Source organism: Hymenobacter gelipurpurascens (assembly GCF_900187375.1).
GTDB lineage: Bacteria > Bacteroidota > Bacteroidia > Cytophagales > Hymenobacteraceae > Hymenobacter > Hymenobacter gelipurpurascens.
On sequence record NZ_FYEW01000002.1, the window covers coordinates 867,405 to 894,182 of the forward strand.

Here is a 26,778-nt window from a genome sequence, read left to right on the forward strand (position 1 = left end):
CACACAGGCCGAGGCCTGTTTATGTGGCCTAGGCGCTGCTTTCTGAGATGAGTGGTTTGCAAAAGGATACCGTGGCGTAACACGGCCCAGAGGTTACTTCAGTACCTGGGCATCATACACAATCTGGCCGCCTACCAGCGTGAGCAAACTGGTGGTTTTGGGCAGCTCAGGTGGCGGCAGCTTAAAGATATCCTGCGACAAAACCGCCAAGTCGGCAAGCTTGCCTACGGCCAGGGCACCTTTATCCTGCTCCGCAAATTCGGCGTAGGCCGAGCCTGCCGTGTAGGCCTGCACCGCCTGCTGCCCTGTAATGGCTTCGGCAGGGTTGGCGGGGTCGATGATGGCGGCCATAATATTTAGAAACGGATTCAGGGGGCCATCGGAGCCAATGGCTACCGGGATGCCTGCTGCCAGCAAGGAGCGCAGCGGCTGCCTCTGCGAGCCCCAGCGCTGCCTGAACAACTCGGGCTGCAGGAAATGGATGGGGTTTTGGACGACCACCACACCTAGTTGTTTGGCGCGGGGCTGCAGATCGCGCAGCACTCCGTCGCCGTGCTCAATGCGTACCCGCTGCGCCGGCCAGTTTACCTTGGTGCCATAGCTTTCCAATGCCTTCAGTACTGCTTCGGCCGAACGGTCGCCGGCACAGTGGAAGAGCATGGGCTGTTTCCACTCCAAGCCTTCCCGCACCATCTTGGCCACTTCGGCCTCGCTGAAATTTAGCCGTCCTTTCCAGCCCGGACGGTCCAGGTAGTCGGAGCGCAAGGCCGCGCCGCGCTCATAGGGCGTACCGTCTAGCACCCATTTCAGGCCACTTATCCGTACGCGGGGTGCAGGCTGGCGTAACGTTGACAGTTGGCGTAGCTCGGCGGTTTCGCGGCCCTGAGGAGAGGTAGCCGGAAAAGGGCGCGCGTGCACCCGAATCGGCAGGTTGGCTTGCACCAGAAGCCGGGCAAAGCGGGCCACGGGTATCGTAGAAAACACCTGTATGGAAGTAACTCCGAAGCCCATTGCCTGATTGGCCAAGGCCCTAAGCTCCCGTAGCACGGCCGTATCGGGCACCTGCTCACTGAGCAGGCGCTGAGGATGCCACTGCGCATACTCCTGTAGCCGCCCATTGATCTGGCGGAAGCCGGCCACACGCTCAAATATACCGCCCATAGGGTTAGGCTGCTCAGCCGCCAGCTGCAGGCGGGGCATTGCCTGCGTATTCAGAATGTGCGTGTGCCCGTAGTGGGCTTGCAGCAGCACTGGGTGGTTGGGAGCCAAGGCATCCAGCGCCGCCCGGTTCACGAGGGTATCCAGCACCACCTTGGCCCCTACCGAGCCAAAAATCCAGGTGCCAGCGGGGGCCTGTTGCGCTGCGGCTTTGATGGCCTGGGCAGTTTCGGCCCAGGTGGGCTCCATACTTGAGAAGGCCAGCCGTATGCCCGCAGGCAGAGGGTCAAAATGCATGTGCGCGTCATTGAAGCCCGGCGTTACGAGCCGGCCCTGCAGGTCGAGGCGGCGGGTGTTTGGGCCCACCCACCGGCTAACTTCCGCATCCGTACCGACGGCCACAATTCGCTCGCCCCGGATAGCTAGGGCCTGGGCGCTAGGCCTGCCAACATCGGCCGTGAAGATGTTCCCGTTCAGGAGAACCAGATCGGCGGGAGGCTGCTGCCCGTAGGCCACTGCTATCAGCCGTACAGTCAGGAAGACGAGCACCAGGAGCTTTTTCATAGTAAGCTGACGTGGACGTGTTTATAACCATATAGATTGCTGAATATACAAATAATACACAGGCCTGCCCCCTGCTACCAAAGCAAGAAGGCCCCCCGGAATTTCCGAAGGGCCTTACATATGTTGCTCCTCAACTGCGCTACCTATCTGTTGCGCTGGTTGTAATCGGAATCAGAATCCGTGTTAGTGCGGGTATCAACGCCCGTACGGCCATCCAAGCGCTCTACGTCTACTTCGGTTTTGCGCACTGTGTCGCGCACTACTTCTTCGCGCTCGGTTACTTCCTTGCCTAACGATACTTCCTCTACTACTCGGGCCTCTTTGCCTACTACAGCACGCTCTGCGCTTTCTGTAATCTCAATATTGCCTTCCTTGAAAGCGGCAAAATCGGCTTCGGTAGCGGGTCGGTCTACGGGGCGGCGCTCTACATTCACGTGCTCTTCGCGGAGGCGTACACTAGCCTCCACGGGGCGCTCCACAATGCGGCTCCGCAACCGAGCACCGCCTGTCTGCTCTACTCGCTTGCCTACCTGCAGGTTTTCCTCGATTACCTGAGCAGTAGCGCCACCTTGCACATTGCTAGCAGTGCTACCAGCGCTATAGTTGTTGCCCGTCTGGTAGCCGGTCTGGCTAGCACGCTCATTTACATCTACTGCACCGGCTTCGTCCAGAATCTGGGCTGCTTGGTGCGCGTTTTCGGCCGAGTGCGCATGCACCGTTACTACAGAACCACTGTTGCGGGCCACATGAGAATAGCGACGGGCGTCATCAGAGTCGTCGCCACCAAACAGGTTGCTAAAGAAGTTGCTGATACCGTCACCAGCCTGCTCAGCCGTACGGCCGGCTGCGTCGGCAGCGCCTTCTACGGCGGTACCACTGCTGTTGCGGTAATTGCTATCGGAACCCTGCGAGCCGCTGGTGCTACCCGAGGTGTTGGAAGAAACGTCTACATGCTCGGTGCTAAAGCCGGCGGCGGCAAGGCGTTGAGCGGCTTGCTGCGCTTGGGCAGCGGTTTCGAAGATACCTACTACTGTCTGGTTCATAGCTTGATGGATGGGTTGGGGTGAATGGGATGTCATTAATTAGCCGTATTCTCTGCAGGAGAGATTCCGCTGGGGGTAATAAGTGATTCGCGCTGTACTTGCACCGACTCTTGGCGCAGTACCACGGTGTGGCTTTCCTGGGTGGGCACCTCGTGCTTAGTAACATGCAACTCTTCCACTACTAGCATGCGTTTTACCACCACTTCGCGCACCACAGGTATGATCATGGTATCGCCTTCATAGCGCACACCTGGTAGCGTGGCACCATCGGCTACAAAGGCATTGATGGGCACGCGTTCTACTTTCACTTCATCATGAAGCAGAGTGAAGTTCAGCGTTTCTTCGTGCTCCTCTACCTTTTTGGTCAGGTGTACTCGGCCGGTTTCTACTACCTCACGCCGGATGATTGCCTGCTCTTCAATGACAGGCAAGATCACCGTCTCGGCGGCGTGAGCAGACAGTCGGTCGTCAGACCCAATAGGAGAAGTTGGTGTAGTGCTCATGGGGTTGATTCTACGCCGAATCTTAGGCCACGTTGTTAGCAGCAAGCTGAACTTTTTCTTTCTTCCTAGCTTAGCTTTTATAAATTATTTGCGCTAGCCAAACCTTTATCCTCAAGCCATTTACGAGCTTACTTCACGGATAAAGGGCATTGAAACTGAGCAGTTGATGCTCTTGGCTACTATAACTATTCAACTAAAACTCAATAGCTCATACATGCACCGAAGCACAAGATTTTATTGACATTCTCTTGCAGAGGCCTACTGACCTAGTGGGCTAGGCTCACGGGTGTGGGGAACCAAGCAGTTCGAAAGGCACAGGTCTACCCAAAGGATACGCGCGATACAAGAAGCGACGAAACCCCGCTGAAACTTGCTTTCTTTGGCGCCTACACTTCTGTCTGCCCGCCGTTATACCTACTCGTCGCCAGTTTATCACTTGCTCAGCTGCCGGCCTGACCGTGCTGGCGGCCAGCCCCTTAGCCGATGCTCTGCCTGCACCAGCGGCTACCGACAAACCCCTGGTTATTTCTACCTGGAATGATGGCCTGGCCGCCAACCTGGGGGCCTGGAAAGTGCTCAGCAAGGGCGGGCGGGCCCTGGATGCGGTGGAAGCTGGTGTGATGGTGACGGAAGCTTCGCAGAACTGCTGCGTCGGGCTGGGTGGCAACCCCGACCGGGAAGGCATCGTGACCCTGGACGCCTGCATCATGGACGAGCAGTTTAATTGCGGCAGCGTGGCGGCCCTGGAGCGCATTAAGCACCCCATAGCGGTGGCACGGCGCGTAATGGAGCACACGCCCCATGTTATGCTGGTGGGCGAAGGAGCCCAGCAGTTTGCCGTAGCCCAAGGCTTCCCGCTGGAGCCGCAGAAACTCAGCCCCGATGCGGATAAGGCATACCGCGAATGGCTGAAAACCAGCCAGTACCGCCCGGTTATCAACATAGAGAACTCGGGCAACCAAAAGCCAACGGGTCCGGTAGGTGGCGCCAACAACCACGATACCATTGCTATGCTAGCCCAGGATGCCCACGGCAACCTAAGTGGCAGCTGCACTACCAGCGGCATGGGCTTCAAGATGCGCGGCCGCCTCGGCGACTCGTCACTTATTGGGTCGGGGCTGTTCGTAGACAACGCGGTATGGGCCGCCGCCGCTACCGGCCAGGGCGAAGACGTAATTAGGATGGCCGGAGCCCATACGGTAGTAGAGCTGATGCGGCAGGGTCTCTCGCCGAAAGCCGCCTGCAAAGCCGCTGTAGAGCGTATTGCCAAGATTAAAGGCGCCAAGGCCCATGACATTCAGGTGTGCTTTATTGCCGTCAGCAACCAGGGCCAGCACGGGGCCTACTCGCTCCAAAAAGGCTTCAGCTATGCCGTATGCACCCCCGAAAATCAGCAGCAACTCATTCAGAGTGAGTATTTATTGGGATAAAGCCTTTAGGCGAAATGATAAACGACTTTTGTCACAATTCCGAGACAATTGTCCTTGTCCAATAGATGGAATAACGGCTGATTTGGGTATCCATCCACCATCTATCCTTACCCATTATGAAAAAATTATTTCGCGCCCCTGCGGTGCTGGCACTGGCTACTGCTCTGCTGAGCAGCTGCTCCATTACACAGGAACCCGCTTCTCCTAAAAGCGTGGTGCAAACTGCCAACAACGTTCCTTGCGAAACCTGCCCACCCGTAGACCCACCGAGCGATGGTAATGGTGGTGAGTGCGTGGCACCTACCCAAACTATTAAGGACAGAATCAGGGCCTATGTAGTGAAGAATGTTCCACTGATGCACTGGACACGTGTTACCACCATCACGCCGCCCGATGGCATTACTTATGGTCTGGGCTGCGGAGGCGTGTATATGTTCAGCGTAGATATCATCGATGAATATGGCCGCTCTACCTATGCCAGCGGCACCTACGACTCCGGCACCGGCCAGTATACACTCACGAAATAGCGCCCAAAGAGTGGCCTACGTAGGCCGCGTCTGAACAAAAAAAGCCAGCCCTCTTGCGGGGGCTGGCTTTTTGGTTGGTGGTAGCTGCACTGGCCTAGGAGTGTGAACCGCGCGCCAAGGGTGGGCTATAAATGCCGAGCATACGCCCTCAAGCAATACACCTGCAATTAGGCACTAGCACTACCAAGCAGTGATTAGGCAGGTTTTGCTTCTTTTGCAGGACTCACCTGGCCTTACCGGGTGTGCGCAACTGCCTTCCACCTCCTGCTTTCCTTATGGCCTCCTCTGCTATTACTACCATCGTCTTCGATTTGGGCGGCGTGCTCATCGACTGGAATCCGCGCTATCTGTATAGAAAGCTCATGGCCGATGAGCAGCAGATGGAGACGTTTCTGAGCACCATCACTACGCCAGACTGGAATGAGGAGCAGGACGCCGGCCGCACGCTGGCCGAGGCTACGGCCCAGCTCGTAGGCCAGTATCCGGAGCACCGCGAGCTGATTGAGCACTTCTACGGCCGCTGGCCCGAGATGCTGGGCGGTGCCATACAAGGCACCGTGGATATCCTGACGGAGCTCCGCAACAGTGGCCGCTACCGCCTCTATGCCCTCACCAACTGGTCGGAAGAGACGTTTCCGGTGGCGCTGGAGCAGTTTGAGTTTCTGCACTGGTTTGAGGCCATTGTGGTTTCGGGCACCGAGAAGTCGCGCAAGCCTTTCCCCGGTTTTTACCACACCCTCCTCACCCGCTACCAGCTAGAGCCCGGCCAGGCCGTGTTCATTGATGACAATGAGCGCAACATTTTAGCGGCAAAAGCCATCGGTTTCCAGACCGTGCACTTCCAGTCGCCGGAGCAGCTGCGCGCGGAGCTGGAGGCCCTGCAGGTAGTGGCCTAGAGGTGGCCCAGGCGGCCGCCATCTACGCGCACTTCGGCGCCTTGCACAAATTCGGCATCAGCGGAGGCCAGGTAGGCCACCAGGGCGGCTACGTCTTCGGGGCGGCCTACGTCGGCGGGGTCAATCTTTTCGGCGCCCGATTTCACGTTGGGGTTTTCCCAAAGCATGGGCGTATCGATGGCACCGGGCAGCACCGAGTTCACGCGCAGCCCTTTGGCCTTGCCTTCCAGCGCCGCTGAGCGCGTGAGGGAATTTACGGCAGCCTTCGCGGCGGCGTAAGGTGCTACCAGCGGGCTGGTTTCGATGGCATGAATGCTGGACACGTTTACGATGGTGCCGCCTGGCTTCATGTGCAGAAATGCCTGCTTGGTGAAATAGAAAGCGCCTAGCAGGTCAACATTCAGAATACGCATCCAGTCCTCGCCGGTCAGCTCTTCGAGGGGCTTGAACTGCATCAGGCCCGCGTTGTTCACCACCACATCCAGTCGGCCAAACTTCTGCAGGGCGCCTTGCACTGTGGCCTCTACCTGGGCTTCGACGCCTACATCACAGAGGCTAGGCCACACTTCGGGGGCTCCGGCGGCCGTGAGTAGAGGCACGGCTTTGTCGAGCTTTTCCTGGCTGTAATCTACCAGCACTAGGCGGGCGCCTTCGCTGGCCATGCGTTTGCAAATAGCCAGCCCAATACCGCTGGCGCCGCCCGTTACGAGGACTACTTTATCGTTAAAACGCATGAAAAGGGGAAATACGTGAGGTAGTGAGGTATTAGAGTGAATTGGCGGAGGTAGTGTTGGCCGCCATCGTAGAGCTATCCTGGCTGGCTTGCTGGGCATCGGCTTGCTTTTCCTGCGCGAAGTTTTCGTTGGTGTCTTTGGGCATCACAATGGGTACCTGCAGGCACACACTTTGGGCGGGCAGCACCTGGCGCCAGTCACTGATGAGCTGCTTGTAGGCCTGGCCTACGGGCCGGATATTGCGGTCGAGGTCGTAGAGGCCCAGCGGATTTACGATGCCGTTGTTCTCACGCAGGGCCGTGTCCCAGTCTACCTGATCGGTGAGCGAATACCACGTGAAGCCCACAATCGGCACGCCATCGTTCCGCACGCGCAGCACATTGGCCCACTCCTTCCAGAGCCAGTTCACGGCTTCGTCGCCGCAGGGGCCCTGCCACAGATTGGTTTCGGTGTGCATCACGGGCAGGCGGTAGCGGTCGTGATACTGGCGTGTGATAACGTGGTAGCCGAAGATTTCGCCCGAGGCGCGGGTGGTACCGTCGGCGTGCACGCGGTGCTCGTTGGTGCGGTAGTAGTCGTTGCCCATGATGCACTGATGCTTCAGGCGGTTGTGCAGGAAGAAATGGTACTCCTCTCGCGTCATGCCGTTATCCATCAGGTACTCATACATTTCCGAATCTACCCGGCGCCCATAGTTCAGGTCCAGCGAGAGAAAGCGCTTGGCGTTCAGCAGCTCGGCGGGGCGGATGGCCGCGGGGTTCTCCGCATGAAAATACTCCGACGACTCGCTCTGGATAAACAGCGCATCGGGCCGCACCTCGGCAATAGATTTCATGGCCAGCACATTGGCTTTCACGATGTGCTTAAGTGCCGTTATGAACGCTTTGTCTGATTTCAGCTGCTCGTTCCACCACCCAAAAAGCGCCGAAAATTCGGCGCAGATAAACATCTCGTTTACGGGTGTATAGAGCTGCACCCACGGAAAACGGGTGGCAAACGCCTTGGCGTAATCGGCAAATAGCTCCGGAAACTCGGGGTTCTGGAAGTTCCCCATCCAGTCGGGCACCCCAAAGTGGCACAGGTCCACGATAGGCGCAATATTGCGCCGGTACAAGTCGCGAAACGTATCATCGGCAAACGACCAGTCGTAGCGGCCCGGTCCCAGCCAGGTAGTATGAATGGGTGGCCCGTAGCGCAAGAAGCTGATACCCAGTTCTTCCACCAAATCAAAATCCTTTTGCCAATACCGGTAGTGCCCGCACTTCTCCATCTCATCTACCCGAGTTTTGCCGTTATGGATGGTAGGGTTGCTGTTTTCGATGCCGGTAGCGAACAGGAAGTGAGGGGTCATGGCAGGGTAAGACAAGGCGTAAGGAAAGCGCGACGCACAACTGCCCTTCGGCAGCCGAAGGAGTTGGTGGAGCGCCACTCTCCTGTGGGTTTACTCTGAAAACCGTTCCGGTGTTTCGCCCTGGTTTTCCTGGGTTTCCGGTGGCCTAAGCTGAAGCGTAGCCCCAGGCCAGGTCAGCGGGGGCAGCCGCAGCCACCGCCTGTTTCGGGTGACGAAAACGGCTATCCTGGCCTAACCACACAATTTTGCACGTGCAGCTTTTCAGCTGTTTCTGAGGCCGTTGCTGAAGTGCTGTAATTCGCCGCAGGGAATCCTGAAGCCCTGTTTCAGGCTGTACCGGACGCTTACAATACTCCAGCTTATTGATATACAATTAGTTATATATATCAGGCTACTACCTACTCCAGTAGAACATGCCTTCCGCCTGTACCGTATTGCCATCACTTCGGGTTCTCCGAAGCCTACTCTTTTCTACTCCAACCGAAATCCTTACTTATGAAAACTGCATTCGCTTTCGCTGCTGCTCTTGCTCTTGGTGTAACTTCTGCCTTCGCTCAAACCACGACCGGTACTACGGGTACTACAGGCACTACCGGCTCCATGACTGCCGGCTCGACCACCACCGGCTCGACCACCACCGGTACGATGACCTCGGGCACCACTTCCGGCACCATGACCACGTCGGGCACTACCTCGGGTACCATGACCTCGGGTACGACTTCCGGTACAACGTCGGGCACCATGACTTCCGGCACTACCAGTGGCTCTAGCACTTACGGCACTACTTCGGGCACTACCGGCTCCATGACCTCGGGTACGACTACCTCGGGCACTACCAGCGGCTCTACGTATGGCACCACTTCGGGTTCCATGAGCGGCAGCAAGTCGAAAGCCACCAAAAAGGCTAGCGGCAAAAAAACCAAAACCCGCACTACCTCGACCACCAGCGGCTCGATGTAATTGACAGATTCTCGGATCTTTTTCCTGATAAAACGGCCGTCTCTCAACGAGGCGGCCGTTTTGCTGTGCTGAGTGGCCTAGCAGGCGGAGCAGAACATGTGGCCCGGCTGGCGGGTTATTTCCTTTCTTTCATGGCTGGCCTAGGCCAGTTTTATACCTTGATATACCGATGGAGTACATTGAATTAGGCAACTCAGGCCTGCACGTTTCGCGCATTACGTTTGGCAGCTGGGCAGCCGGCGGCTGGATGTGGGGCGGCACCGAGCAGAACGATGCCGTGGGCGCCATCCACGCTTCCTACGAGCTGGGCGTCACCAGCATTGATACGGCACCGATTTACGGGCAGGGCCTGAGCGAAGAAATTGTGGGCGAAGCCATCAAGAGCCTACCCCGCGACAAGGTGCAGATCCTGACCAAGTTTGGCATGCGCTGGGACGATACCAAAGGCGACTTCGGCTTCAAAAGCAAGAACAACCAGGGCCAGGATATTGACGTGTATAAGTACGCGGCGCCGGCCAGCATCATGCAAGAGTGCGAAGACAGCCTGCGCCGCCTCGGCACCGACTACATCGACCTTTACCAGATTCATTGGCCTGATAAAACCACGCCCATTGAGGAAACGATGGAAGCCGTGCAACGGCTGGTGGAGCAAGGCAAAGTGCGCGCCATTGGCGTCAGCAACTATTCCGTAGAGCAAATGCAGACGGCTGAGAAGGTGGTAAACCTGGCCTCCAACCAGGTCCCCTACAGCATGGTGCGCCGCGATATTGAAAAGGATGTGGTGCCGTATTGCCTGGAGCACCACAAAGCCATTCTGGCCTACAGCCCCATGCAGCTCGGCTTGCTCACGGGCAAAATCAAGCCCGGCCAGCATTTTGATGAAAGCGACCTGCGCTCTGGCCACCCGTTGTTCAAGCCCGAAAGCGTGACCCGCGTGAATGCCTTCCTGGACAAGATCCGGCCAATGGCGGAAACCAAAAACACCACGCTAGGCCAGCTGGTGCTGCGCTGGACGCTGGCGCAGCCCGGCATTTCGGTGGCGCTGGTGGGGGCCCGCAACGCAGAGCAGGCCGTACAGAACGCGCATGCCATTGATGTGCAGCTTTCGCCCCAAGAGGTGGATTTCATCTCGCAGCAGCTGGATCAGTTGCAGCAGCAACCGGCCTAGTGGCCTAAGAGTACCTGTTTAGCTTAAGAAAAAGCGCTGCCTGGTGGGCAGCGCTTTTTTTGTGCAGTTTGCACCACGCAGGCAACGCCTCGGCTGGTTGGCCCATCTGCCTATCACTACTCATTACAGCTTCTATCTGTCTTGCCCTTATGAAACGCTATCTACTTTCCTTGTGCCTGCTGGCCGCCAGCACGGCCGCCTTCGCCCAGGCGCCTTCCCGCGCCGACTCGCTTATTACGCGGGCGCAGCAAATCAGCAAGCAGAAAAACTATCCGGAAGCTATCAAGGCCTATCAGCAGGTGGTGAAGGAGCCTACAGCCAAACCCAAGTACAAGGCATACAGCTACTATAATATAGCCTGCTACTACGGCTTGCAGCAGGATGCGCCCAATGCGCTAGCCAACCTTCAGAAAGCCCTTGACAACGGCTATGTTAATGCCAAGCATATAGCCGAGGACTCCGACCTGGAGCTGCTGCACACCCACAAGCAATGGCCGAAGCTGCTGGCCCGCGCCCGGGAGCTGGAAGAAAAAACCCTCATCCGGCGGCCCGAGGATGCGAAGCTCGTCACGACGGATATTGACCATTTCTGGAAGGCCTATGCCCTGGCCCAGCGCGATACGGCCCACGCCAGCGCCATTTTCCGGCGCGAGTATTTCGACAAGGCCTCCGTAGGCCTGCAGGATTATTATAGCCTGAAAATCAGAAACGATAACAGCTTCACGAAGGAGATTCTGCGGCGTCCCCAGTACTACCGCTCCATTGAGCCTACCACGCGCGCTATTGCCACCGAAAAGCCGAAGATTGTGGCCGCGTTTCGCCGCTTCCAGGAGCTGTATCCGGCGGTGCAGTTTCAGAACATCTACTTCGTGGTGGGGGGCTGGGTATCGGGTGGTACTGTGTCGGATGCGGGCCTGCTCATTGGGGCCGATCAGACGGCCGGCGGGCCTGGCGTAAATACCTCCGAGCTGAGCTTGCTGCAGCGCAACCGCTGCGCACCCGTATCAGAAATGCCCACTCTCATGGTACACGAGCTGGTGCACCGCAACCAGGGCCCGCAGAATGGCACCTTGCTCAGCTATGCCCTTAATGAAGGGATGGCCGATTTCGTAGCCGAGCTAGTAACGGGCAAAGCGGGTGGCGCTAACAGCCGCTTACTGGCCTACGGCAACGCCCACGAGAAAGAGTTGTGGGAGGCCTTCAAGCAGGAAATGCTAGGCACCAACTCCGATAACTGGATTGCCAACGGCCGCCAGGAAACCCCCGAAAAGCCCTGCGACCTGGGCTACTATGTGGGCTACCGCATTGTGCAGGCCTTCTACAACCAGGCTTCCGATAAAAAGCAGGCCCTGGCCGACATCCTATCTATGCGCGACCCCAACACCTTCCTGGTCCAGAGCGGCTACGAGAGTGGCCTAGCCAGCCGCTAGGCCAGTCGGATTGGAATTCCTATGGGTGATGCAACCGTACAGGAGCGGATGGACTCCCTATCCATATGCCCCACCTTCTACTTAACGACGTATGCGCTACTTATTTACTCTAGCTTATTGCATCGCCCTCCTGACATTTGTTTCCAGCTGCAAAGACAAAACAGCTGATTCTCAGTTGCTGAATACCCACTGGAAGCTAGTGGAGATTGAAGGCTCGTCCATTTCCACTTCCAGCTATTCCGATACTTACCGCTCCTATATAGAATTCACTGGCGGTATAAATCGCACCACTGGCCTAGGCCCGTGCAACTCGTTTAGCGGCTCCTTCGCCTTAGGCGCTGAACCCGGCCTGCTCACCATCAGCCCGCAGGGGGCTACCAAAATTTCCTGCCCGGCCTTAAACATTGAAACCCAATATCTGGAAGCATTGCCCCGCACCACTAGCTACCAGATTGTGGGCAAAGAGCTGCGCCTCTTTGATGCTTCTAACACCACGAAGCCCATGCTCATTTTCGAGGATCATACTCTTACTGAGTAGTTTTAGATCTTCCAAAAACCGAACGCGGCCACCTCTGTAGAGGTGGCCGCGTTCGGTTTATCGGCTTAAAAGTGGCCTAACAGTTGCCGTCGATGTCGCAGGAAGCACCGTCGGTGCCGGCCAGCTGCACGGGCTGGGGGCGCGACTCTTCCCACACTTTCTCCAGCACTTCCTGGAACAGCTCCGAGGGTTGGGCACCCGATACGGCGTACTTATCATCGAACACGAAGTAGGGCACGCCGCGCACGCCAATCTGGCGGGCTTCGTACTCGTCGCGGCGCACCTGCTGCTCAAACTCATCGGAGTTCAGCACCTGCTCTACCTCTGTCGCGGGCAGGCCTAGGCCTGTGGCCAACCGGGTAAGTGTAGCGAAGTCGTTGAGGTCTTCGCCTTCTTCGAGGTACGCCTTGAAGAAGCGCTCCTTAGCGGCATCCTGCTTGCCGTGGCGCTCGGCCAGGTGCACGAGTCGGTGGGCGTGCAGCGTATTGGCTGCCACAGCCCGGTCGAAGTCAAACGCCAGCCCCAGCTCGGCGGCCGATTGGGTCATGTTGGCGCTCATCTGGCGGGCCCAGTCCTCGGTGTTGCCGTATTTGGCGGCCAGGCGCTTGTAGAGGCTCACGCCGGGCTCGGGCCGGGCATCAGCATCCAGCTCGAAGCTGCGCCAATGAATTTCCACGTTTTCGGCCTGGGGGAACTGTGCCAGGGCATTTTCCAGGCGCCGCTTACCGATGTAGCAGAACGGGCACACGATATCGGACCAGATTTCTATTTTCATGCTCAGAATGTTTTCGATTTCAGGCGGGTATAACCCACCTAAATGGGTAAATGTTTTGGGGCGCCGCACTATCTTCCGGCAAGTGGCCTAGGCCTGTGTTTCCTACCGTTTCTTATGCCCGGTTCTATTTCTTTTGAAGCGCACCTGGAGGCCGGCGGCCCCAGCTTTATGCCTACGCAAATTGTGGTGGTACCGCCGCTGGTGCTGGAAGCCCTGGGCGGCAAAGGCACGAAACGCATCATCGGCACCCTCAACGGCCACCCCATCCGGTTGGGCCTGCTGCCGCAAACCGGCGGCCGCTACCTGATGATTAACAAAGACTTGTGTCAGGCGGCCGGGGTGCGCGTAGGCCAGTCGGTGGCACTTACCTTGGCTCCCGACCCGGAGCCCGACCGCGTAGACCTGCCCCCGGAACTAGCGGAAGCCCTGGAGGCCTGGCCCGAAGCCGAGGCGCAGTTCGAGAGCCTTTCGGGTAGTATGCGGCGGGCGGTGGCCCAGCACATCAGCACGGCCCGGCAGGCGGAAACCCGCGCCCGCCGGGCCGTGGAAATAACCGAGAAACTAGCGCGCGGCGCGCATCCGTTTCGGAAGGAGTAAGTGGCCTAGCGGCTATTTCGTGAGGCTGATATTGACGACTTTACCAGGGCTGCTGACTATGAACTTGCAGTCATCAAAACCGGGCGGGGCCAGGCGGGGGCGCACATTGTTGGAGAAGGCAAACGGCTCCGTCGGGATGCCCATGAAGTTCTTATCCAGCTTGTCGTTGTTGTTGGTATCCTGGGTGATGGCCACGGCCCATTCGCCATTTGGCAGATCAACGGGCAAGGAAATCTGCTTCTGGCCGCCGGGCTTGATGACGCGCATGAACGCGTAGCCGCCGTGGGTCAGGAACTTCTCCCGCACATTGTAGAAGTACAGCTTCACCGTGGAAGAGGTAGAAGCCAGCGCCGACACCACGACCGTGACGGACGAAGTGGCGGCCGGATCACCGGAGGCCAGGGCGGGCGTCGAGGAAACCAGGCCTGCACAAGCGCAGGTGGCCGTAAGAAGTGTCTGCTTAAGTGCTTGCATGGCAGAAGATAGGTAATGGTATACCGAAGCCAACAGCCCGTGCGGAAAAATAATTACGAGCCGAGGCGCCTTTCTCCTTTTACCGCTTGCTCACCAAGCTGGTTTCATAAGTTTTTGGCACAAAGAAACTGCCCTCACCTGGCCGAAAGGCCGAAAGCCCGATCAGGCAATTTAGCCCGCCCTGTAGAGCACAACGGACCGCAAGTCGGCGTAGCCAAGCCTGACGGGCTTTTGCTGCTTATACTCTCGGCAACCAAGAGGCTAGGCTCCTTCCCGCCGCAGCCACTCCACCAACACATTGTGGGTCAGGCCAAACTCGCTGGCGGCCAGGGCGGCCGTGCTATCGGTTTGGCGCAGCATGGGCAGCAACACGTGCAGGGCCTCTACCTCAGGCGCCTCCAGCAACGCCGCCACCTCATACGACTGCCGAATCATGTCTTCCAGCTCAATAGTAAGGGGCAGGCGGGCAGTAGGCGACGGGCGCTTGTTGGTGAGCCGAATCCCTGCTACTTCAGAAGCCAGCCGGTACTCAAACAGCAGTGGGCTCACCAGCAACTGCTCCAGGGCGGGCACTACGGTCGTATCCTCTTCGCGCAGCATGGCCAGCACCACGTGCGGCACGGCCACAAAGTCGTTATCAAGCCGCAGGGCTTCTATGCGGCTCGTGCTGATTACCTGCAGCAAGCCCGAAGAGAAGACTAACGGTGTGGGGCGCTTTTTACGGAAGAAAGAAAACATCAGGCGCAGCCTTGCCAGGAGTTGGTTCTTGTTCCTGAAACCTACTAGAACGCTTGGCGGGTGCTAGGCAGCGCCTTCGTTCTACTGCATCAAGGTAGGAAAACCCAGTGGTACGCCAGTGCTCTGCACGAAGCCCTGCTACCTGGCCTACAACATTTCACGCAGAAAATTGGTGGCGAGCCGCAGCACTTCCTCGGGGTTTTGCCGGTGCGGGGTGTGCCCTAGGCCAAGTAACAACGCCACCTGGGCCGGGCCGGACACCTGCTCCACAATGGCCTGTACCTGCGCCGCGGTACCGTACTCGTCGGCTTCGCCCTGCACCGCTAGCACGGGGCACTGCACGCGTGGCAAGTAGTGCTCTACGTTCCAGGTCCGGAAAGTGGGGTGCAGCCAGGTGTCGGTCCAGGCGCGGAACAGGGGCTCCGTGCGCGGGCCGTGGTAGCGGGCCAGGCGCTGGGGCAAGTCGGTGGTAGCAAACTGGTGTTGCGCTTCCCGGATGCCCGCCAGCGTCACGTCTTCTACAAACACGTGCGCGCCTACCGTTACCACAGCAGCTACCAGCGCGGGCTCGTTGGCGGCCGTAAGCAAGGCCAGGGTGCCGCCATCAGAATGCCCAAACAGTACGCAGTGGCCTACGCCCGCGGCGCGCAGCACCGCCGGAACGGTCAGGGCTTCTTCCTCGAGGTAGCGCACGGTGCGGGGCGCGGGGCCAAACGCGGCCGATTCGCCGTAGCCACGCCGGTCGTACACTAGGGCATGACACCCCAGGGCCTCCGCCAGCCGGGCCGGGAAATTGCGCCAGAGCCGGATGCTGCCCAGAGAATCGTGCAGGAACACGAGCGTAGGCCTATCGTCAGCGGCTGGCGCAGGGTGGCGCAGGCGGCGTATCCGCAGGAAGTGGTCCTGAAAGGGCAGGTCTTCGTCGGATTCAATTAGCAAGGGCACAACAGACATAGGCAACAACAAAACGGCCCCGGCAGGAAAGCCGGGGCCGCGAAGTTCCAGAAAAACAGACGCTCCTATCGCACGTCGGCCACAGTCATGCTGGTTTCGCCCAGGGCGGGCTGCCCCGTTTTCGATATGCCTTCCACTACTGCCCGGAAAGAACCGCCCTGGTCACTGGCGTAGAATATCACGCGGGCCTGCCCGGAGGCGGGCACCGAGAGGCGCGGCAGCCAATACAGGGTAGTTGCACGCGGGTCAGGCTTCGGGTTGTTGGGCTGAGTCGGCTCGTAGCGCGGGGCGTAGAACTCCCGGGCCCGGTAGTAAGTGGGCAAGTTGCGGACGGCAATGCCTACGGAGGGCTCCTTGGAGGAGTCGTAGTTGGGATTGCCGCGCTTGGTGAACACCGCAATGACGCCGTTGGCGCCCCGGCTACCATAAATGGCCCCTTCCGCGCCTTTGAGCACTTCAATGCGTTCTACTGTGTTCGGCAGGATTCCAAGCAGCCCATCGGCGTCAGCCAGTGGCATGCCATCCAGCAGAAACAAAGGGGTTGAGGAGCCCGTGAGCGACGATACTCCTCGAATCAGGACTTGATAGGAATAGCCGCTGGGCGTCACCTGCACGCCCGCCACACGGCCCTGCATAAGCTGAAAAATATTGCTGTAGGAGTCGGCATTCGGAATCTTGCTGGTTTCCAGTACCGTATTCGCCCGCCCATGAATGGAGCGCGGACCTGAAGGGGGCGCCTGCCGCTGGCCCTTAATCGTGACGTTGCGCAACACGATGCCGCTGGTTGTATCGGGGCGGAATTGGCGCTCCAGCACCTGCTGGCGCCGGCTGCGCTGCCCGTAGGCCACTACCTCGGGCGCAGGGTTGGTGGCGGCGGGCAGGAAGGGCGCCGGCAGCAGCTTCACGGGGGCGGGCCACAGCTCATTGAGTTTGAGCAAAACATTGGCTTTTCCCTTTTCAGTACGGGCCTGCAGCAGCACTTTAATAGAATCCTGGCCCGGAAACCCAACGAATAGGAAGTAGCCTTCGGGGTTAGCAGTGCCCACGTTTATGGTGTTGCTCTTCTTCTGGAGCAGCGTGAGCGTACCGTTGGGTACGGGTTTCAGGTTAGGCCGCAGGAGCTGGCCGCCCAGCGTAATAGACTGCTCGGCCGGGAATGCATAGGCTGCCGTAGGCGAAGTTTCCGTCAGCAGCTCCTTCCACACGAAGCGGCTCCAGCCCTGGGTCAGCAGCAAATCATCCAGCGCCTTGCGGGTGGCCGGTGTGGGGTTGCGGAAGTAGTAGCCCGGGTTATCCACGTAGCCGCGCAGCTCCGAGGTCAGGAGCAAGTGCGACTGCACGGTGGCATCGGTAGTGCCGACGGTGGGCAGGCCCGCCAGGTTGGCAATGGCCAAGGATAGCTCCGCGGGGGCTGGCTCGCCAGCTGCGGAGCGCACGTCTACATCCAGCGTAATGGCCTCCCGGGGCTGGTAGCGGGCTTTATCAGGCGTAAGCGTAACGCGTAGGCCCTCCGGATCGGGTACAAATACCAGTCGCTCGGCCCGCGCTACCTGCTGCCCATCAAAGAGCGTGATATGCATGATTCCCGCTGGCAGTTTGGCCTTCGGGATAGAGGCTGCGTAGGTTTCAGCACCTGTTATCTGGCCTTCGCCGGCATACACTGGCGTGCCGCGCACGTGGGCCACCAGCCGCAGCGCTTCGGGGGCAGCAGCCGCACCGGCCATGCCCTGGTGCCGAATATACACCTGGTAGTTCGGGCCGATTTCGCGCACGTTCAGGAGCCAGCCCGAGGCCTGCACAGCGGGCAGCGGGTACGTCTGGGTGGTACCATCGGGCAGCTTGATGCGGGCCTGGTAGCGGCGCCCGGCGGCGGGCGTAAACCCAAAGGAGTTCATACCCAGCGCGGGCGTCGTGAACACGGCTATTTCCTGGTCTTTATCATCCAGAATAAGGCCATTCAGAGCCAGGCCTTGGCCGGCAGCCGTTACGGCTTTCACGCCCACTACGGTTTGCAGGCCGGCCACGTACTCGCCGCCTTCGGGGAAGAACTTCACTTCGGGCTTACTGGCGGCTTCCAGCAGCTTGGCGTTTTTGCGAGCTGCCGCAGCCAGCGTGGCAGCCCGGGCCGGCAGCGGCGCCATTTCGCTGGTAAGCGAAGAGGCCTGCCACACGGGTACCCGGCGCGTAAAGAAGGTTTCTTCGCCGGCGTTGCGCATCCAGCTGGTGTAGGCCCGCAGCGTGTACACGCCCTGCGTAAGCGTATCGGGCAGCACAATGTCGCCTTCGGCGAGGCCGCCGCGCAACGCCAGCGTCCGCCGGAAAACTACCTGGCGGGTGGGCGTCACCATATCCACGTACAGCACCCGGCTCAGCGAGTCGAGCTGATGGGTTTGGTCGTGCACTACATAGGCCTTGAACCAGAGCGTTTCGCCGGAGGCATAGGCCGCCTGGTTGGTATGCAGGTAGCTGATTTCGGGCTGAGCTGTGGTATAAAAGGTTTGCAGCCGGGTAAGGATCTGGCCTAGCGGCACACTATCAGCGGCCTGGAAAGCGGCACTACCCGCCCCAACCAACGCCAGTGCGGCCACAACCGGCCAGCCCCCGCGACGGGTGAAAAATAGCTTCATTTGGAATAAATTAATACTGAATAGTCAGGCTAAAGATGAGAATTAAACTGGGCATTACAGGTGGCCTAGGCCACTAGAAAATCCGCCGCTGGGGCATGCAACCATTTGGCTGGGTAGCCCCTCTATCCTGTACGGCATTCGGGCCGCTATTGCGCTCTTCCTCCTCCTTCCTATCTTTCGTGTATGCTCCGTTCTGTACTCCCGTTTTTGGCCCTTGTGCTCTCACTCAGCTTCAGTAGCTGCACCAAAGACGATGCGCCCGTACCGGCGCCGGTGTACCTGCTGGATCAGCGCTGGCTACTGACGGAGATGAACGGCCGCCTGGCCCCTGCTTCGGCTATTACCAACCTCAAGCTGCCTTCTTCCAGCAGCAACTACGAAGGGCGCGCCTACTGCAACCAGTATTTTGGTCAGTATGAGTTGATTGCCGGCTCGCCGATGTTGCGCTTCACTTCTCAAGGCAGCACCTATGCTACCTGCAATCTGCAGGAGGAGGAACTGCAATATCTGGAGCTGCTGCGCCAGACTACTCGCTACGTCATCAGCAACCACACCCTGCGCCTCTACGGTGCCCAGGATGCCGTGCCGCTGCTGGTGTTTAAAGTAGCGGAGTAGAGGATGCTTATAAAGCTTTGAAAGGGCGCTTTGATGTGCGCTTTGCCTGAGCCAACACAGTTGATATACTGGCCTAGAAGCCTACATTCAATACCAGCCCCTGCAGTTCCCATTGCTTCGTCTGGGAGTTGTAAAACGTCCGGACGCCGGCTTCTAGCGGGGTGCGCAGGCGCAAAGGGTTGAACACGAACGACAGGTCGAAGCCGGTGGAGTAGTCGTTCTGGCTGATGCGGCGGGTGCCGCTGGGTACCGCTGGATCTGCAACCTCGCTGCTACCGTGGGCGCGGTCGTAGAACGCCACGCCTTTGAGGCGCTGCACATACAGCCAGCGGCCCAGTTCCCAATGCACATCGGCCAGGGGCAGGCGGTACTCGGCACTGAGCAGGCTGAGCTTATCGAGGCTCACGTAGTTGAGGCCGCGCGGGTAGAACAAGCCGCCAAACATATACTTGGTCTGCGGCTGGCCCTGCGGTTGCCACTGGTAGCCGCCGCGCAGCCGGATGCTGTGGTGCTGCCCAATGCCCGGCAGATACACGCTGGCCTGGGCGGCCCGCTGCTCGGCCTCTAGGCCACTCCCGAAAGGCGTACCGCGCCATACTACGCTGGCCGTTTGTCCCCAGCGTGGCCCTACATCGCGCTTGCTTTGGCGTAGGGTACGGCTGTAGGCCATGCTGCCCGTCAGTGCGTGCAGGCTGCGCCCGAATCCTACTTCCGTGAAGGGGCGCCTCAGCAAATCGTAGCCGCGTACCTGCTCCATCTGGTAGTAGCCGCTCACCGTGAGGGCCTGTTGCATGCGGGAGTGCGTGAGCAGGAGCGGCAGCCGGGCACCCGCAGTCAGGCGGGTGTATTGCCAGGTATCTTCCACTAGCTGGCCTTCCCGCGTGAGGGCCGTTGTGCGACGTTGCCCGTAGGCCACTCCCGCATCGAGCACCGGCCACAGACCCTGGTAGCTGACATCCGCCGAAACGCTGCCCGTGCGCTCCACACCATCGTAGCTGACGCCTGCTATTGCCTGGGTGGTGCTGAGCACGTCTTCGGAGCGCACGCCCAGCACCAGGCCGCTGCCCGAGGCGCTTTGTACCAAGCCCCAGCTGTAGCCATTGAGAGCATGCGGCAGGCGCCTGTAACGCGAAACGGGCAGCGCCGCAGTAGCCACCGAATCGGGGCCGGGCAGGACCTGGCCTACGAGAGCCGCGCCGGGGTCTTGCGCAGCCAGAGCAGCGGCGTAGCGGTTGGGGGAGCCGGCCAGGGCCGGTACGGGGCGCCACTGGGCGGGCTCCAGCGGCATCTCAACTACGCGGCTGCCCTGGGCCCGGAACTCGTGAAAAGCCAGCCGCTGGCCATCCGGCGACACGGCCGCGTGGTACGCCCCAATAGGCCTGGACGTAACCTGGCGCACCTCACCGGTGCGGGTGTGCACGGCGTACACGTTATCAATGCCGGAGCGCGGTGAGTTGAACAGCACGTACTCGCCGAAGGGCTGCGGGTGCGAGAGGTTGTCGTTGGAGGCGGGCAGCACGGTGCGGGCCTGGCCGGTTTCGGCATCGAGCAGCACAATGGCTTTGCCGGCCCGTTCCAGGCGCACGGCCGCAATGCTGCGGCCATCGGCGGTCCAGCGGGGCTGGAGGTAGTGGTAGTTTTCGGGGTTGGGGAAGGTACGCAGTACAGCGCCCGTTTGCGCATTTACTACGTGCACGCGCTGCTGATAGGCCGAATCGGTGCTGACGGTCAGGAGCTGCTGGCCATCGGGCGAGAGCACGGCGGCGGCGTAGCGGGTGCGGCGGCCGGGGCGCGTGAGGGTGCCCGTGGCCACGTCCAGAATCCGCAGCTCGGAGTACACGCGTTGCTGCCAGCGCGGGTCGTAGCGGTACTCCACCCAGGCCACTTTGCCGCCCCCCACCGAAAGCATTTCGGGGTTGTTCCAGAGGCCTAGCTGCTGGATCTGCCGCTCCTGGCCGCCTCGGCTCAGCTGCACGAGCTGCGGAATGTGGCCTAGGCCACTCTTCACGGCCAGCACGGTGCTATCGGTGAGGTACTGCGGGTACTGGTATTCGGTAAAAACGCGCTCCGTGGCCTCCTGGCGCAAATCGGTGCCGAGCGTGAGCTCCAGGCGGGCCTGCTCCTGCCGCCACGTGCTGTCCAGCTCCTGCATGGTGCGCTGGTAGAGGTCATCTACCCGTAGGCCGGTCTGGCGGCGGACTTTATCGGAGAAGGAAAACGGATAGACCGGGAAGCGGAAGTAGCGGTTGAGTACGTCGCTCCAGACGGTGGGGCCGGCGGTGCGCTTGAGGCGGGTGGTCAGGAAGTAGCCCAGCACGTAGTGGTTGGGCACGTTGTCGCGGTAGGAGCCGGCCACGGCTTTGCTGTAGGAGAACTTGCGCCCGGCCAGCAGGTTGGCCCGCAAGCCGATATCGAAGTACGGAATGCGGCCTCTACCGCTGCGACTGAGCGCGGTTTCGGTGCCCACGGCGTCGCCTTCAAAAAACCAATCGGGCAGGCCCAGCGTGAGCAGGCCTACGCCGCCGTAGCCGGCCACTCCGTAGGCCAGTTGGCCCAGGCTTTGGCGGGCTTTTTCGTACTGCACCACGTGGCGGTACTCGTGCAGGCTCAGCTCATCCAGCCAGTCGAGGGTGCCCGTCAGGAATGGATCCTGGGGGAAGCTGCCGTAGAACTCGGAGTGGCGGGGCAGAATCGTTACGAAGCCGTTACCGATGGTGTTCTGGCTTTGCAGCACAATGGAAATAGGCCTAGGCTGCCGCTGCAACGACGCACTGACCGGCTGATATACTTGCTCCAGCCGGTTGGCGGTGCGCTGGGCCGTGGCCTCAAAACCCGTGGGGTAGAGCACCCGAAAATGCGGCGTGCGCACCTCGTACCACTTCAGCGAAGCGGGCGTCTGGCTCGAAACCGGCAGGATAGTTTGGGCGGCAGCTGGCAGCACGGGCGCCAGGCCCAGGCCGAGCACGGCAGTCAGCAGATAACAACGCAGAGGATGGGGCACAGAGAGCAGATTACACCGGTGAGTTGGTAAATATAGTGCCCACCAAGGCCGCACCAAACGGGTGTTAAGTCAACATTGCTCCTCACTCAAAAGCCCCTGTGGTCTACACCTGCTTCAGCCACGATGACGCGGTTTCGATATTATCGAAGGTGAGAATAACCGGCCGGGTGGTGTGCTGCAGGGTGAGGTCGGTGGAGAGGCGGCTGTAGATATTGGGCGAGTACACCCACGCAAAATACTCTAGGCCACCCTCGGCCATGGCCGGAAACCAGAAGTACCCGCCCCACTCCGCGGCATCAGCCCACATACTGGTTACCAGCCGGTTATCGTTCAATACTTTATGACAGCGCTCCGACTTCAGGTACTGCAGCATCATCAGGCAGCCTGTCTGCACCGACTCCAAGTTTTGGTCGCCAATCCATTCGGCGTACAGCCATTCATTCACGTAATCGTAGGAGATGGTGATGTAAGGCTCTTGGTGGAGGACGCGTAATGCCATAAAAAAAGTGGGCAGAATTTCGCCCGAGCGACATACGGCCGAGTTTAGAAAAGGTTATATCTGCTGTCAAGCGGAATTATTCCGGCTCAACAGTTCTTAGCACATGCACCGGCGCCGGGTACGTCCAGTTGGGCCCGGCACACCGTATATCTCCCACACGATATTTTCTACCTCATGCAACACCTGAGAACCTACCTGCTAGGCCTGCTGCTTACGCTGGTGGCCTGCACCCAAGACCGCCCCGCCGACGCCCAAACCATGCGCTCCACGGCCGGCAAAGCCCCCACCGACCTGAAAGGTCTGGCCGTGGCCACCTTCGCGGGCGGCTGCTTTTGGTGCACCGAGGAAATTTTTGAAGAGCTGAAAGGCGTAAAAGAAGTGGTATCGGGCTACAGCGGCGGCAAGGAAGCCCAGCCTACCTACGAGCAGGTTGGCAGCGGCCAGACCAGCCACGCCGAGTCTATCCAGATCTATTACGACCCCAAGCAAATCAGCTACGCTACGCTGCTAGACGTGTTTTTTCGGGCCGGCCACGACCCGACTACGCTCAACCGCCAGGGTCCCGATGCCGGTACCCAATACCGCTCCGTGGCCTTCTACCGCACGCCCCAGGAAAAGCAGCAGATTGAAGCCGCTATTAAGCGCGTAAACGCCTCCAAGCAATACGCTGACCCCATCGTGACGCAGGTAGTGACCTACACGCAGTTCTGGCCCGCCGAGGGCTACCACCAGGGCTACTACCGCCTCCACCCCAACGAAGGCTACGTGCGCAGTGTCTCGACGCCTAAAGTCGAGAAGTTCCGCCACAAGTTTCCAGAGCTGCTCAAAAACCCGCTGTAAGCTACTGGCCTAGGCCACTCTGCTGTAGCTAAAAGCCCTTTCTCTTGTTGAGGAAGGGCTTTTTTGCGAGCTTTTATCAGCACAGAGCTTCTCCCCGAGCGGCACAGCTGGCCTAGGCCAGTAGAGGCTGAGGGAGCCTCCGAATAAACCCGCTTACGCGTCAAGAGGTACGCAGCAGACCACGTATCTTTGAGAGCGAGCTGAACCACAACAGATAGTTTCAGTCGCCCCTCTCCAACCCATTGCTTATGGCCGCCGATTCGGTTGACTTCGAACTCCTGTTCGATGTGCTGCCCACCCCTCACTTAGTGCTGCGGCCCGATCTTACGCTGCTGGCCCTCAATGAGGCTATGTGCCGGCTCCTGAGCTGTGAGCGGGCTCAGGTCTTGGGCTACTCCGTTTTTAAGGTCCTGACCGCCGGCCCCGTTACGGGCCCTACAGACCAGGCTGCCCTCCTGGATGCGCTGCAACGGGTGCTGGAAACCAAGACGCTGCAGGTGCTGGAGGCCCAGCAGTTTACGCACACCGTGCCGGAGGGCAGGGCGTTTCCGCGCTACTGGCAGATGACGCTGCGCCCGGTGCTTTCCGCCGAGGGCGGCCTACGCTACATTCTGTGCCGCTGCTTCGATGTCACGGACCAGATCCGGCTGCAGCAGCAGGGGAAATTCAACTACGAAAGCTTCACGCTGCTGGCCCGCGCCACCCACGATATCATCTGGGACCACGACCTGCGTACCAATTACCTGTGGCGCAATGAGCTGTTCAGTACCCTCTTTGGCTACCACATTGCGCCCGAGAACAGTACGGTAGAATTCTGGCGCTCCTGCCTGCACCCCGACGACCTGCCGATTATGGAGCACCAGGTGGCCGAGTTGTTGGCGGGCACTACCAATGTCGGCAACGCCGAATACCGCCTGCGTCGGGCCGATGGCTCCTGGGCCGAAGTAGCCGACCGCTTCTACATTGTACGTAATGAGAAAGGCGAGCCCATTCGGATGCTGGGCGCCATGCAGGACGTAACCCAGGCCCGCCACACCGAGCGCGCCCTCCACCAAAGCCTGGAGCAGTTTCAGCTGCTCGCCGATTTTGTACCCCAGCTCATCTGGACCACAAATGCGCAGGGCGAGATAACCTACATGAACCAACGGTGGCAGGAGTACACCGACGAAAACACGCCCTCTGCCCTCCACCCCGATGAACTCTGGGTTCAACAGATGCACCCCGACGACCGCGCGCGGGCCCAGCAGCGTTGGCGGCATTCGTGGCTGACGGGAGAGGCCTACGAGTGCGAGTACCGCCTGCGCAGCCAAACGGGGCAGTACCGCTGGTTTCTGGCCCAGGCTCTGCCCGTACGAAACGCGGCCGGCGAAACAGAACAGTGGTTTGGCACCTGCACTAATGTCGATGAGCAGAAGCGCACCCAGCTGGTGCTGGCCGATAAAGATCAGCAGCTGCAATACATAGTGGGCGAAGTGCCGGCCCTGCTGGCAACTCTGCTCGGCCCGCACCATGTGGTCGGCTTTATCAACCACCACTTCAATGAGTTCCTGGGCGGCGGAGTGAAGCAGGGCCAGACGGCCAAAACCGCGGCGCCCTGGCTGGATGAGCAAGGCCTGCTGCAGATTCTGGATGACGTGTACACCTCCGGCGAGCCGGCCAGCGTGCAGGAGCAGCGCGTGCAGGTGCCCGCTCACCTAGGCCTCTCCCAGCAGGAGTTTTACTTCGATTTTGTGTGTAGGCCACTGCACAACGAGTTTGGCGGCATGCGGGGCATTCTGGTGTTTGCCGTGGATGTCACCGAGCGGGTGCTGGCCCGCCGCCGCGTAGAGGCCCTCGACCAGGAGCTGCACCAGCAGGATGAGCTATTGCGTCAGATGCTGGAATCGTTGCCCCAAATGACCAGCATTATCCGGCCCGATGGCGGCATCGACTATGCCAGTCCGCAGTGGTTTGAGTATTCTGGCCAAGATGTGGATGGCCTCTCAGATGGCTGGATACACTGCCTCCACCCCGATGAGGTAGCCCCGAGCATGGCCCTGTTTGCGCACGCCCAGATTTCTCAGCAAGGCTATGCCGAGCAAGTCCGGTTGCGCCGCCACGACGGGCAGTACCGCTGGCACCTGAACCGGCTGGTGCCGTCCGTCAATAACCAGGGCAAGCTCCACCGCTGGTATGCGTCCAGCACCGATATTCATGAGCAGCAGATGCTGGCCGAAGAGCTACGCCGCAGCGAAGAACAGTTCCGCTTTCTGGCCGAAACCATTCCGGCCATTGCCTGGACGGCCCAGCCCAATGGGCAAATCGACTACATAAACACGCGCTGGTCTGACAGCACCGGGGTATCGGTGGAGCAGACGCTCCGGGAAGGCTGGGGTCCCTTGCTGCATCAGGATGAGCAGGAAGCAACCATGACCCGCTATCAGCACTGTATGGCAACGGGCGAAAACCTGGAAATGGAGACCCGCCTCCTGGATGTGCGCACCGGCCGCTACCGCTGGCATCTGCACCGGGCCTATCCGCTGCGGGAAGATTCTGGCAGCATCACGCGCTGGTTTGGCACCACTACCGATATCGACGACTACAAGCGTGTGCAGCAGCACCTGGAGGAACGCAACGCCGAACTGACGCGCACCAACCAGGACCTCGACAACTTCGTGTACACGGCCTCCCACGACCTGATGCAGCCCATCAACAATATGGAGGGCATCTTCCAGGAGCTCACGCGCACGGCCTTCTTCCGCGACCCCGATGCGGTGAAGCTCATTGCTATGTTTGAGAAGGCCCTGCATCAGATTTATGGCACCATCCACGACTTGGCCCAGCTGGTGCAGGTGCAGAAGCAGCGCCACGAGCTGCCCCTGGAGCCCGTAGAGCTGCAGACCCTCGCGCAAGAGGTGCTTACCAGCATCGGCGACACCCTCGACTCTACCCGGGCAATCGTCACGCTCGACTTCGCGGCGGTGCCGGTTGTGCCCTTCGTGCGGCCCAATCTGCAGAGCGTGCTCTACAACCTTATCAGCAACGCCTTAAAGTACGCTGCGCCGCATCGGCGCCCCCAGGTTGCGGTGAGCACAGCGCTGGAAAACGGCCGCCCGGTGCTCTTGGTGCAGGATAACGGTCTGGGCATTGACCTGGCCCGCTACGGCAGCGAGATGTTCCAGATGTTTCGCCGCTTCCACGACCATGTACCAGGCTCCGGCATGGGTCTCTACCTCGTCAACCGAATTGTACAGAGCCACGGTGGTCATATATCGGTAGAAAGCCATGTAGGCCAGGGCACTACGTTCCGGGTGTATTTACCGCCCCTCGAGGAAGCCATAGCACCCCACTAGTTTCCTCAGTATTAGCGCGTATCT

At 59.7% G+C, this 26,778-nt stretch carries 23 protein-coding genes; 11 read left to right on the forward strand and 12 right to left on the reverse strand.

Annotated elements, in window-relative coordinates; genetic code table 11:
• Positions 1-93: 93 nt before the first annotated feature.
• The 3 genes from CFT68_RS15485 to CFT68_RS15495 all read right to left on the reverse strand — a co-directional run bounded on the left by CFT68_RS15485 (position 94) and on the right by CFT68_RS15495 (position 3,268).
• Entirely contained in the window at positions 94-1,722 is a 1,629-nt protein-coding gene (locus CFT68_RS15485) for an amidohydrolase (RefSeq protein ID WP_088844438.1), read from the reverse strand.
• 143 nt (positions 1,723-1,865) lie between these two features.
• On the reverse strand, positions 1,866-2,765 hold the full coding sequence (locus tag CFT68_RS15490; protein WP_088844439.1) for a YsnF/AvaK domain-containing protein: 900 nt from the start codon (positions 2,763-2,765) through the stop codon (positions 1,866-1,868).
• Between the two features lie 35 nt (positions 2,766-2,800).
• Positions 2,801-3,268: a YsnF/AvaK domain-containing protein gene (locus CFT68_RS15495; RefSeq protein ID WP_088844440.1), complete on the reverse strand. Its 468-nt coding sequence runs from the start codon at positions 3,266-3,268 to the stop codon at positions 2,801-2,803.
• Positions 3,269-3,726: 458 nt separating this feature from the next.
• Between CFT68_RS15495 and CFT68_RS15500 the strand changes: the two genes are divergently transcribed.
• The 3 genes from CFT68_RS15500 (at position 3,727) to CFT68_RS15510 (ending at position 6,121) form a co-directional block, all read left to right on the forward strand.
• Positions 3,727-4,698 carry a N(4)-(beta-N-acetylglucosaminyl)-L-asparaginase gene (locus tag CFT68_RS15500; protein WP_245815408.1) on the forward strand — a complete coding sequence of 324 codons (972 nt, stop codon included), beginning with the start codon at positions 3,727-3,729 and terminating at the stop codon, positions 4,696-4,698.
• A gap of 116 nt (positions 4,699-4,814) precedes the next feature.
• Complete coding sequence (locus CFT68_RS15505; RefSeq protein ID WP_088844442.1) at positions 4,815-5,225, forward strand: hypothetical protein; 411 nt, start codon at positions 4,815-4,817, stop codon at positions 5,223-5,225.
• 275 nt (positions 5,226-5,500) lie between these two features.
• A complete protein-coding gene (locus CFT68_RS15510) occupies positions 5,501-6,121 on the forward strand; it encodes an HAD family hydrolase (RefSeq protein WP_088844443.1) in 621 nt (206 codons plus the stop codon).
• Here CFT68_RS15510 and CFT68_RS15515 read toward each other — a convergent pair.
• Complete coding sequence (locus CFT68_RS15515) at positions 6,118-6,855, reverse strand: SDR family NAD(P)-dependent oxidoreductase (RefSeq protein WP_088844444.1); 738 nt, start codon at positions 6,853-6,855, stop codon at positions 6,118-6,120. The two genes, CFT68_RS15510 and CFT68_RS15515, sit on opposite strands and share 4 nt — an antisense overlap.
• Positions 6,856-6,886: 31 nt before the next feature.
• Positions 6,887-8,221, reverse strand: a complete 1,335-nt coding sequence (locus CFT68_RS15520; RefSeq protein WP_245815409.1) for a family 1 glycosylhydrolase — start codon at positions 8,219-8,221, stop codon at positions 6,887-6,889.
• Between the two features lie 480 nt (positions 8,222-8,701).
• On the opposite strand from CFT68_RS15520, the gene CFT68_RS15530 reads away from it, so the two are divergent.
• The 4 genes from CFT68_RS15530 to CFT68_RS15545 all read left to right on the forward strand — a co-directional run bounded on the left by CFT68_RS15530 (position 8,702) and on the right by CFT68_RS15545 (position 12,302).
• Positions 8,702-9,166, forward strand: a complete 465-nt coding sequence (locus CFT68_RS15530) for a hypothetical protein (RefSeq protein WP_212590420.1) — start codon at positions 8,702-8,704, stop codon at positions 9,164-9,166.
• A gap of 169 nt (positions 9,167-9,335) precedes the next feature.
• Complete coding sequence (locus CFT68_RS15535; protein WP_088844447.1) at positions 9,336-10,334, forward strand: aldo/keto reductase; 999 nt, start codon at positions 9,336-9,338, stop codon at positions 10,332-10,334.
• A 149-nt stretch (positions 10,335-10,483) separates the two neighbouring features.
• On the forward strand, positions 10,484-11,764 hold the full coding sequence (locus CFT68_RS15540; protein ID WP_088844448.1) for a gliding motility protein GldB-related protein: 1,281 nt from the start codon (positions 10,484-10,486) through the stop codon (positions 11,762-11,764).
• Positions 11,765-11,855: 91 nt separating this feature from the next.
• Positions 11,856-12,302: an META domain-containing protein gene (locus CFT68_RS15545; protein ID WP_088844449.1), complete on the forward strand. Its 447-nt coding sequence runs from the start codon at positions 11,856-11,858 to the stop codon at positions 12,300-12,302.
• A gap of 76 nt (positions 12,303-12,378) precedes the next feature.
• Here the strand turns inward: CFT68_RS15545 and CFT68_RS15550 are convergent, their stop codons facing one another.
• Positions 12,379-13,077 (reverse strand): DsbA family oxidoreductase, encoded by a 699-nt coding sequence (locus CFT68_RS15550; protein WP_088844450.1) that lies wholly within the window; start codon positions 13,075-13,077, stop codon positions 12,379-12,381.
• Positions 13,078-13,191: 114 nt separating this feature from the next.
• Between CFT68_RS15550 and CFT68_RS15555 the strand changes: the two genes are divergently transcribed.
• Positions 13,192-13,674 (forward strand): YdeI/OmpD-associated family protein, encoded by a 483-nt coding sequence (locus CFT68_RS15555; RefSeq protein WP_170934822.1) that lies wholly within the window; start codon positions 13,192-13,194, stop codon positions 13,672-13,674.
• 12 nt (positions 13,675-13,686) lie between these two features.
• On the opposite strand, the gene CFT68_RS15560 is transcribed toward CFT68_RS15555, so the two are convergent.
• From CFT68_RS15560 to CFT68_RS15575, 4 genes are all read right to left on the reverse strand, one after another.
• Positions 13,687-14,148 (reverse strand): DUF2141 domain-containing protein, encoded by a 462-nt coding sequence (locus CFT68_RS15560; protein ID WP_088844452.1) that lies wholly within the window; start codon positions 14,146-14,148, stop codon positions 13,687-13,689.
• A gap of 261 nt (positions 14,149-14,409) precedes the next feature.
• Positions 14,410-14,886, reverse strand: coding sequence for a Clp protease N-terminal domain-containing protein (locus CFT68_RS15565; RefSeq protein WP_088844453.1), 477 nt, complete (start codon positions 14,884-14,886; stop codon positions 14,410-14,412).
• A gap of 147 nt (positions 14,887-15,033) precedes the next feature.
• Positions 15,034-15,840, reverse strand: a complete 807-nt coding sequence (locus tag CFT68_RS15570; protein WP_088844454.1) for an alpha/beta fold hydrolase — start codon at positions 15,838-15,840, stop codon at positions 15,034-15,036.
• A gap of 65 nt (positions 15,841-15,905) precedes the next feature.
• Complete coding sequence (locus CFT68_RS15575) at positions 15,906-18,467, reverse strand: TonB-dependent receptor plug domain-containing protein (RefSeq protein ID WP_088844455.1); 2,562 nt, start codon at positions 18,465-18,467, stop codon at positions 15,906-15,908.
• 183 nt (positions 18,468-18,650) lie between these two features.
• On the opposite strand from CFT68_RS15575, the gene CFT68_RS15580 reads away from it, so the two are divergent.
• Positions 18,651-19,082, forward strand: coding sequence for an META domain-containing protein (locus tag CFT68_RS15580; RefSeq protein WP_088844456.1), 432 nt, complete (start codon positions 18,651-18,653; stop codon positions 19,080-19,082).
• Positions 19,083-19,155: 73 nt separating this feature from the next.
• On the opposite strand, the gene CFT68_RS15585 is transcribed toward CFT68_RS15580, so the two are convergent.
• Together CFT68_RS15585 and CFT68_RS15590 are read right to left on the reverse strand one after the other, a co-directional pair.
• Positions 19,156-22,083 (reverse strand): TolB family protein, encoded by a 2,928-nt coding sequence (locus CFT68_RS15585; RefSeq protein ID WP_245815410.1) that lies wholly within the window; start codon positions 22,081-22,083, stop codon positions 19,156-19,158.
• Between the two features lie 103 nt (positions 22,084-22,186).
• Positions 22,187-22,582 carry a hypothetical protein gene (locus tag CFT68_RS15590; RefSeq protein ID WP_088844457.1) on the reverse strand — a complete coding sequence of 132 codons (396 nt, stop codon included), beginning with the start codon at positions 22,580-22,582 and terminating at the stop codon, positions 22,187-22,189.
• 174 nt (positions 22,583-22,756) lie between these two features.
• Here CFT68_RS15590 and msrA point away from each other — a divergent pair, with 174 nt between their 5' ends.
• Together msrA and CFT68_RS15600 are read left to right on the forward strand one after the other, a co-directional pair.
• Positions 22,757-23,422, forward strand: coding sequence for a peptide-methionine (S)-S-oxide reductase MsrA (gene msrA, locus CFT68_RS15595; RefSeq protein ID WP_088844458.1), 666 nt, complete (start codon positions 22,757-22,759; stop codon positions 23,420-23,422).
• Positions 23,423-23,670: 248 nt separating this feature from the next.
• On the forward strand, positions 23,671-26,754 hold the full coding sequence (locus CFT68_RS15600; protein ID WP_088844459.1) for a PAS domain-containing protein: 3,084 nt from the start codon (positions 23,671-23,673) through the stop codon (positions 26,752-26,754).
• Positions 26,755-26,778: the final 24 nt, after the last annotated feature.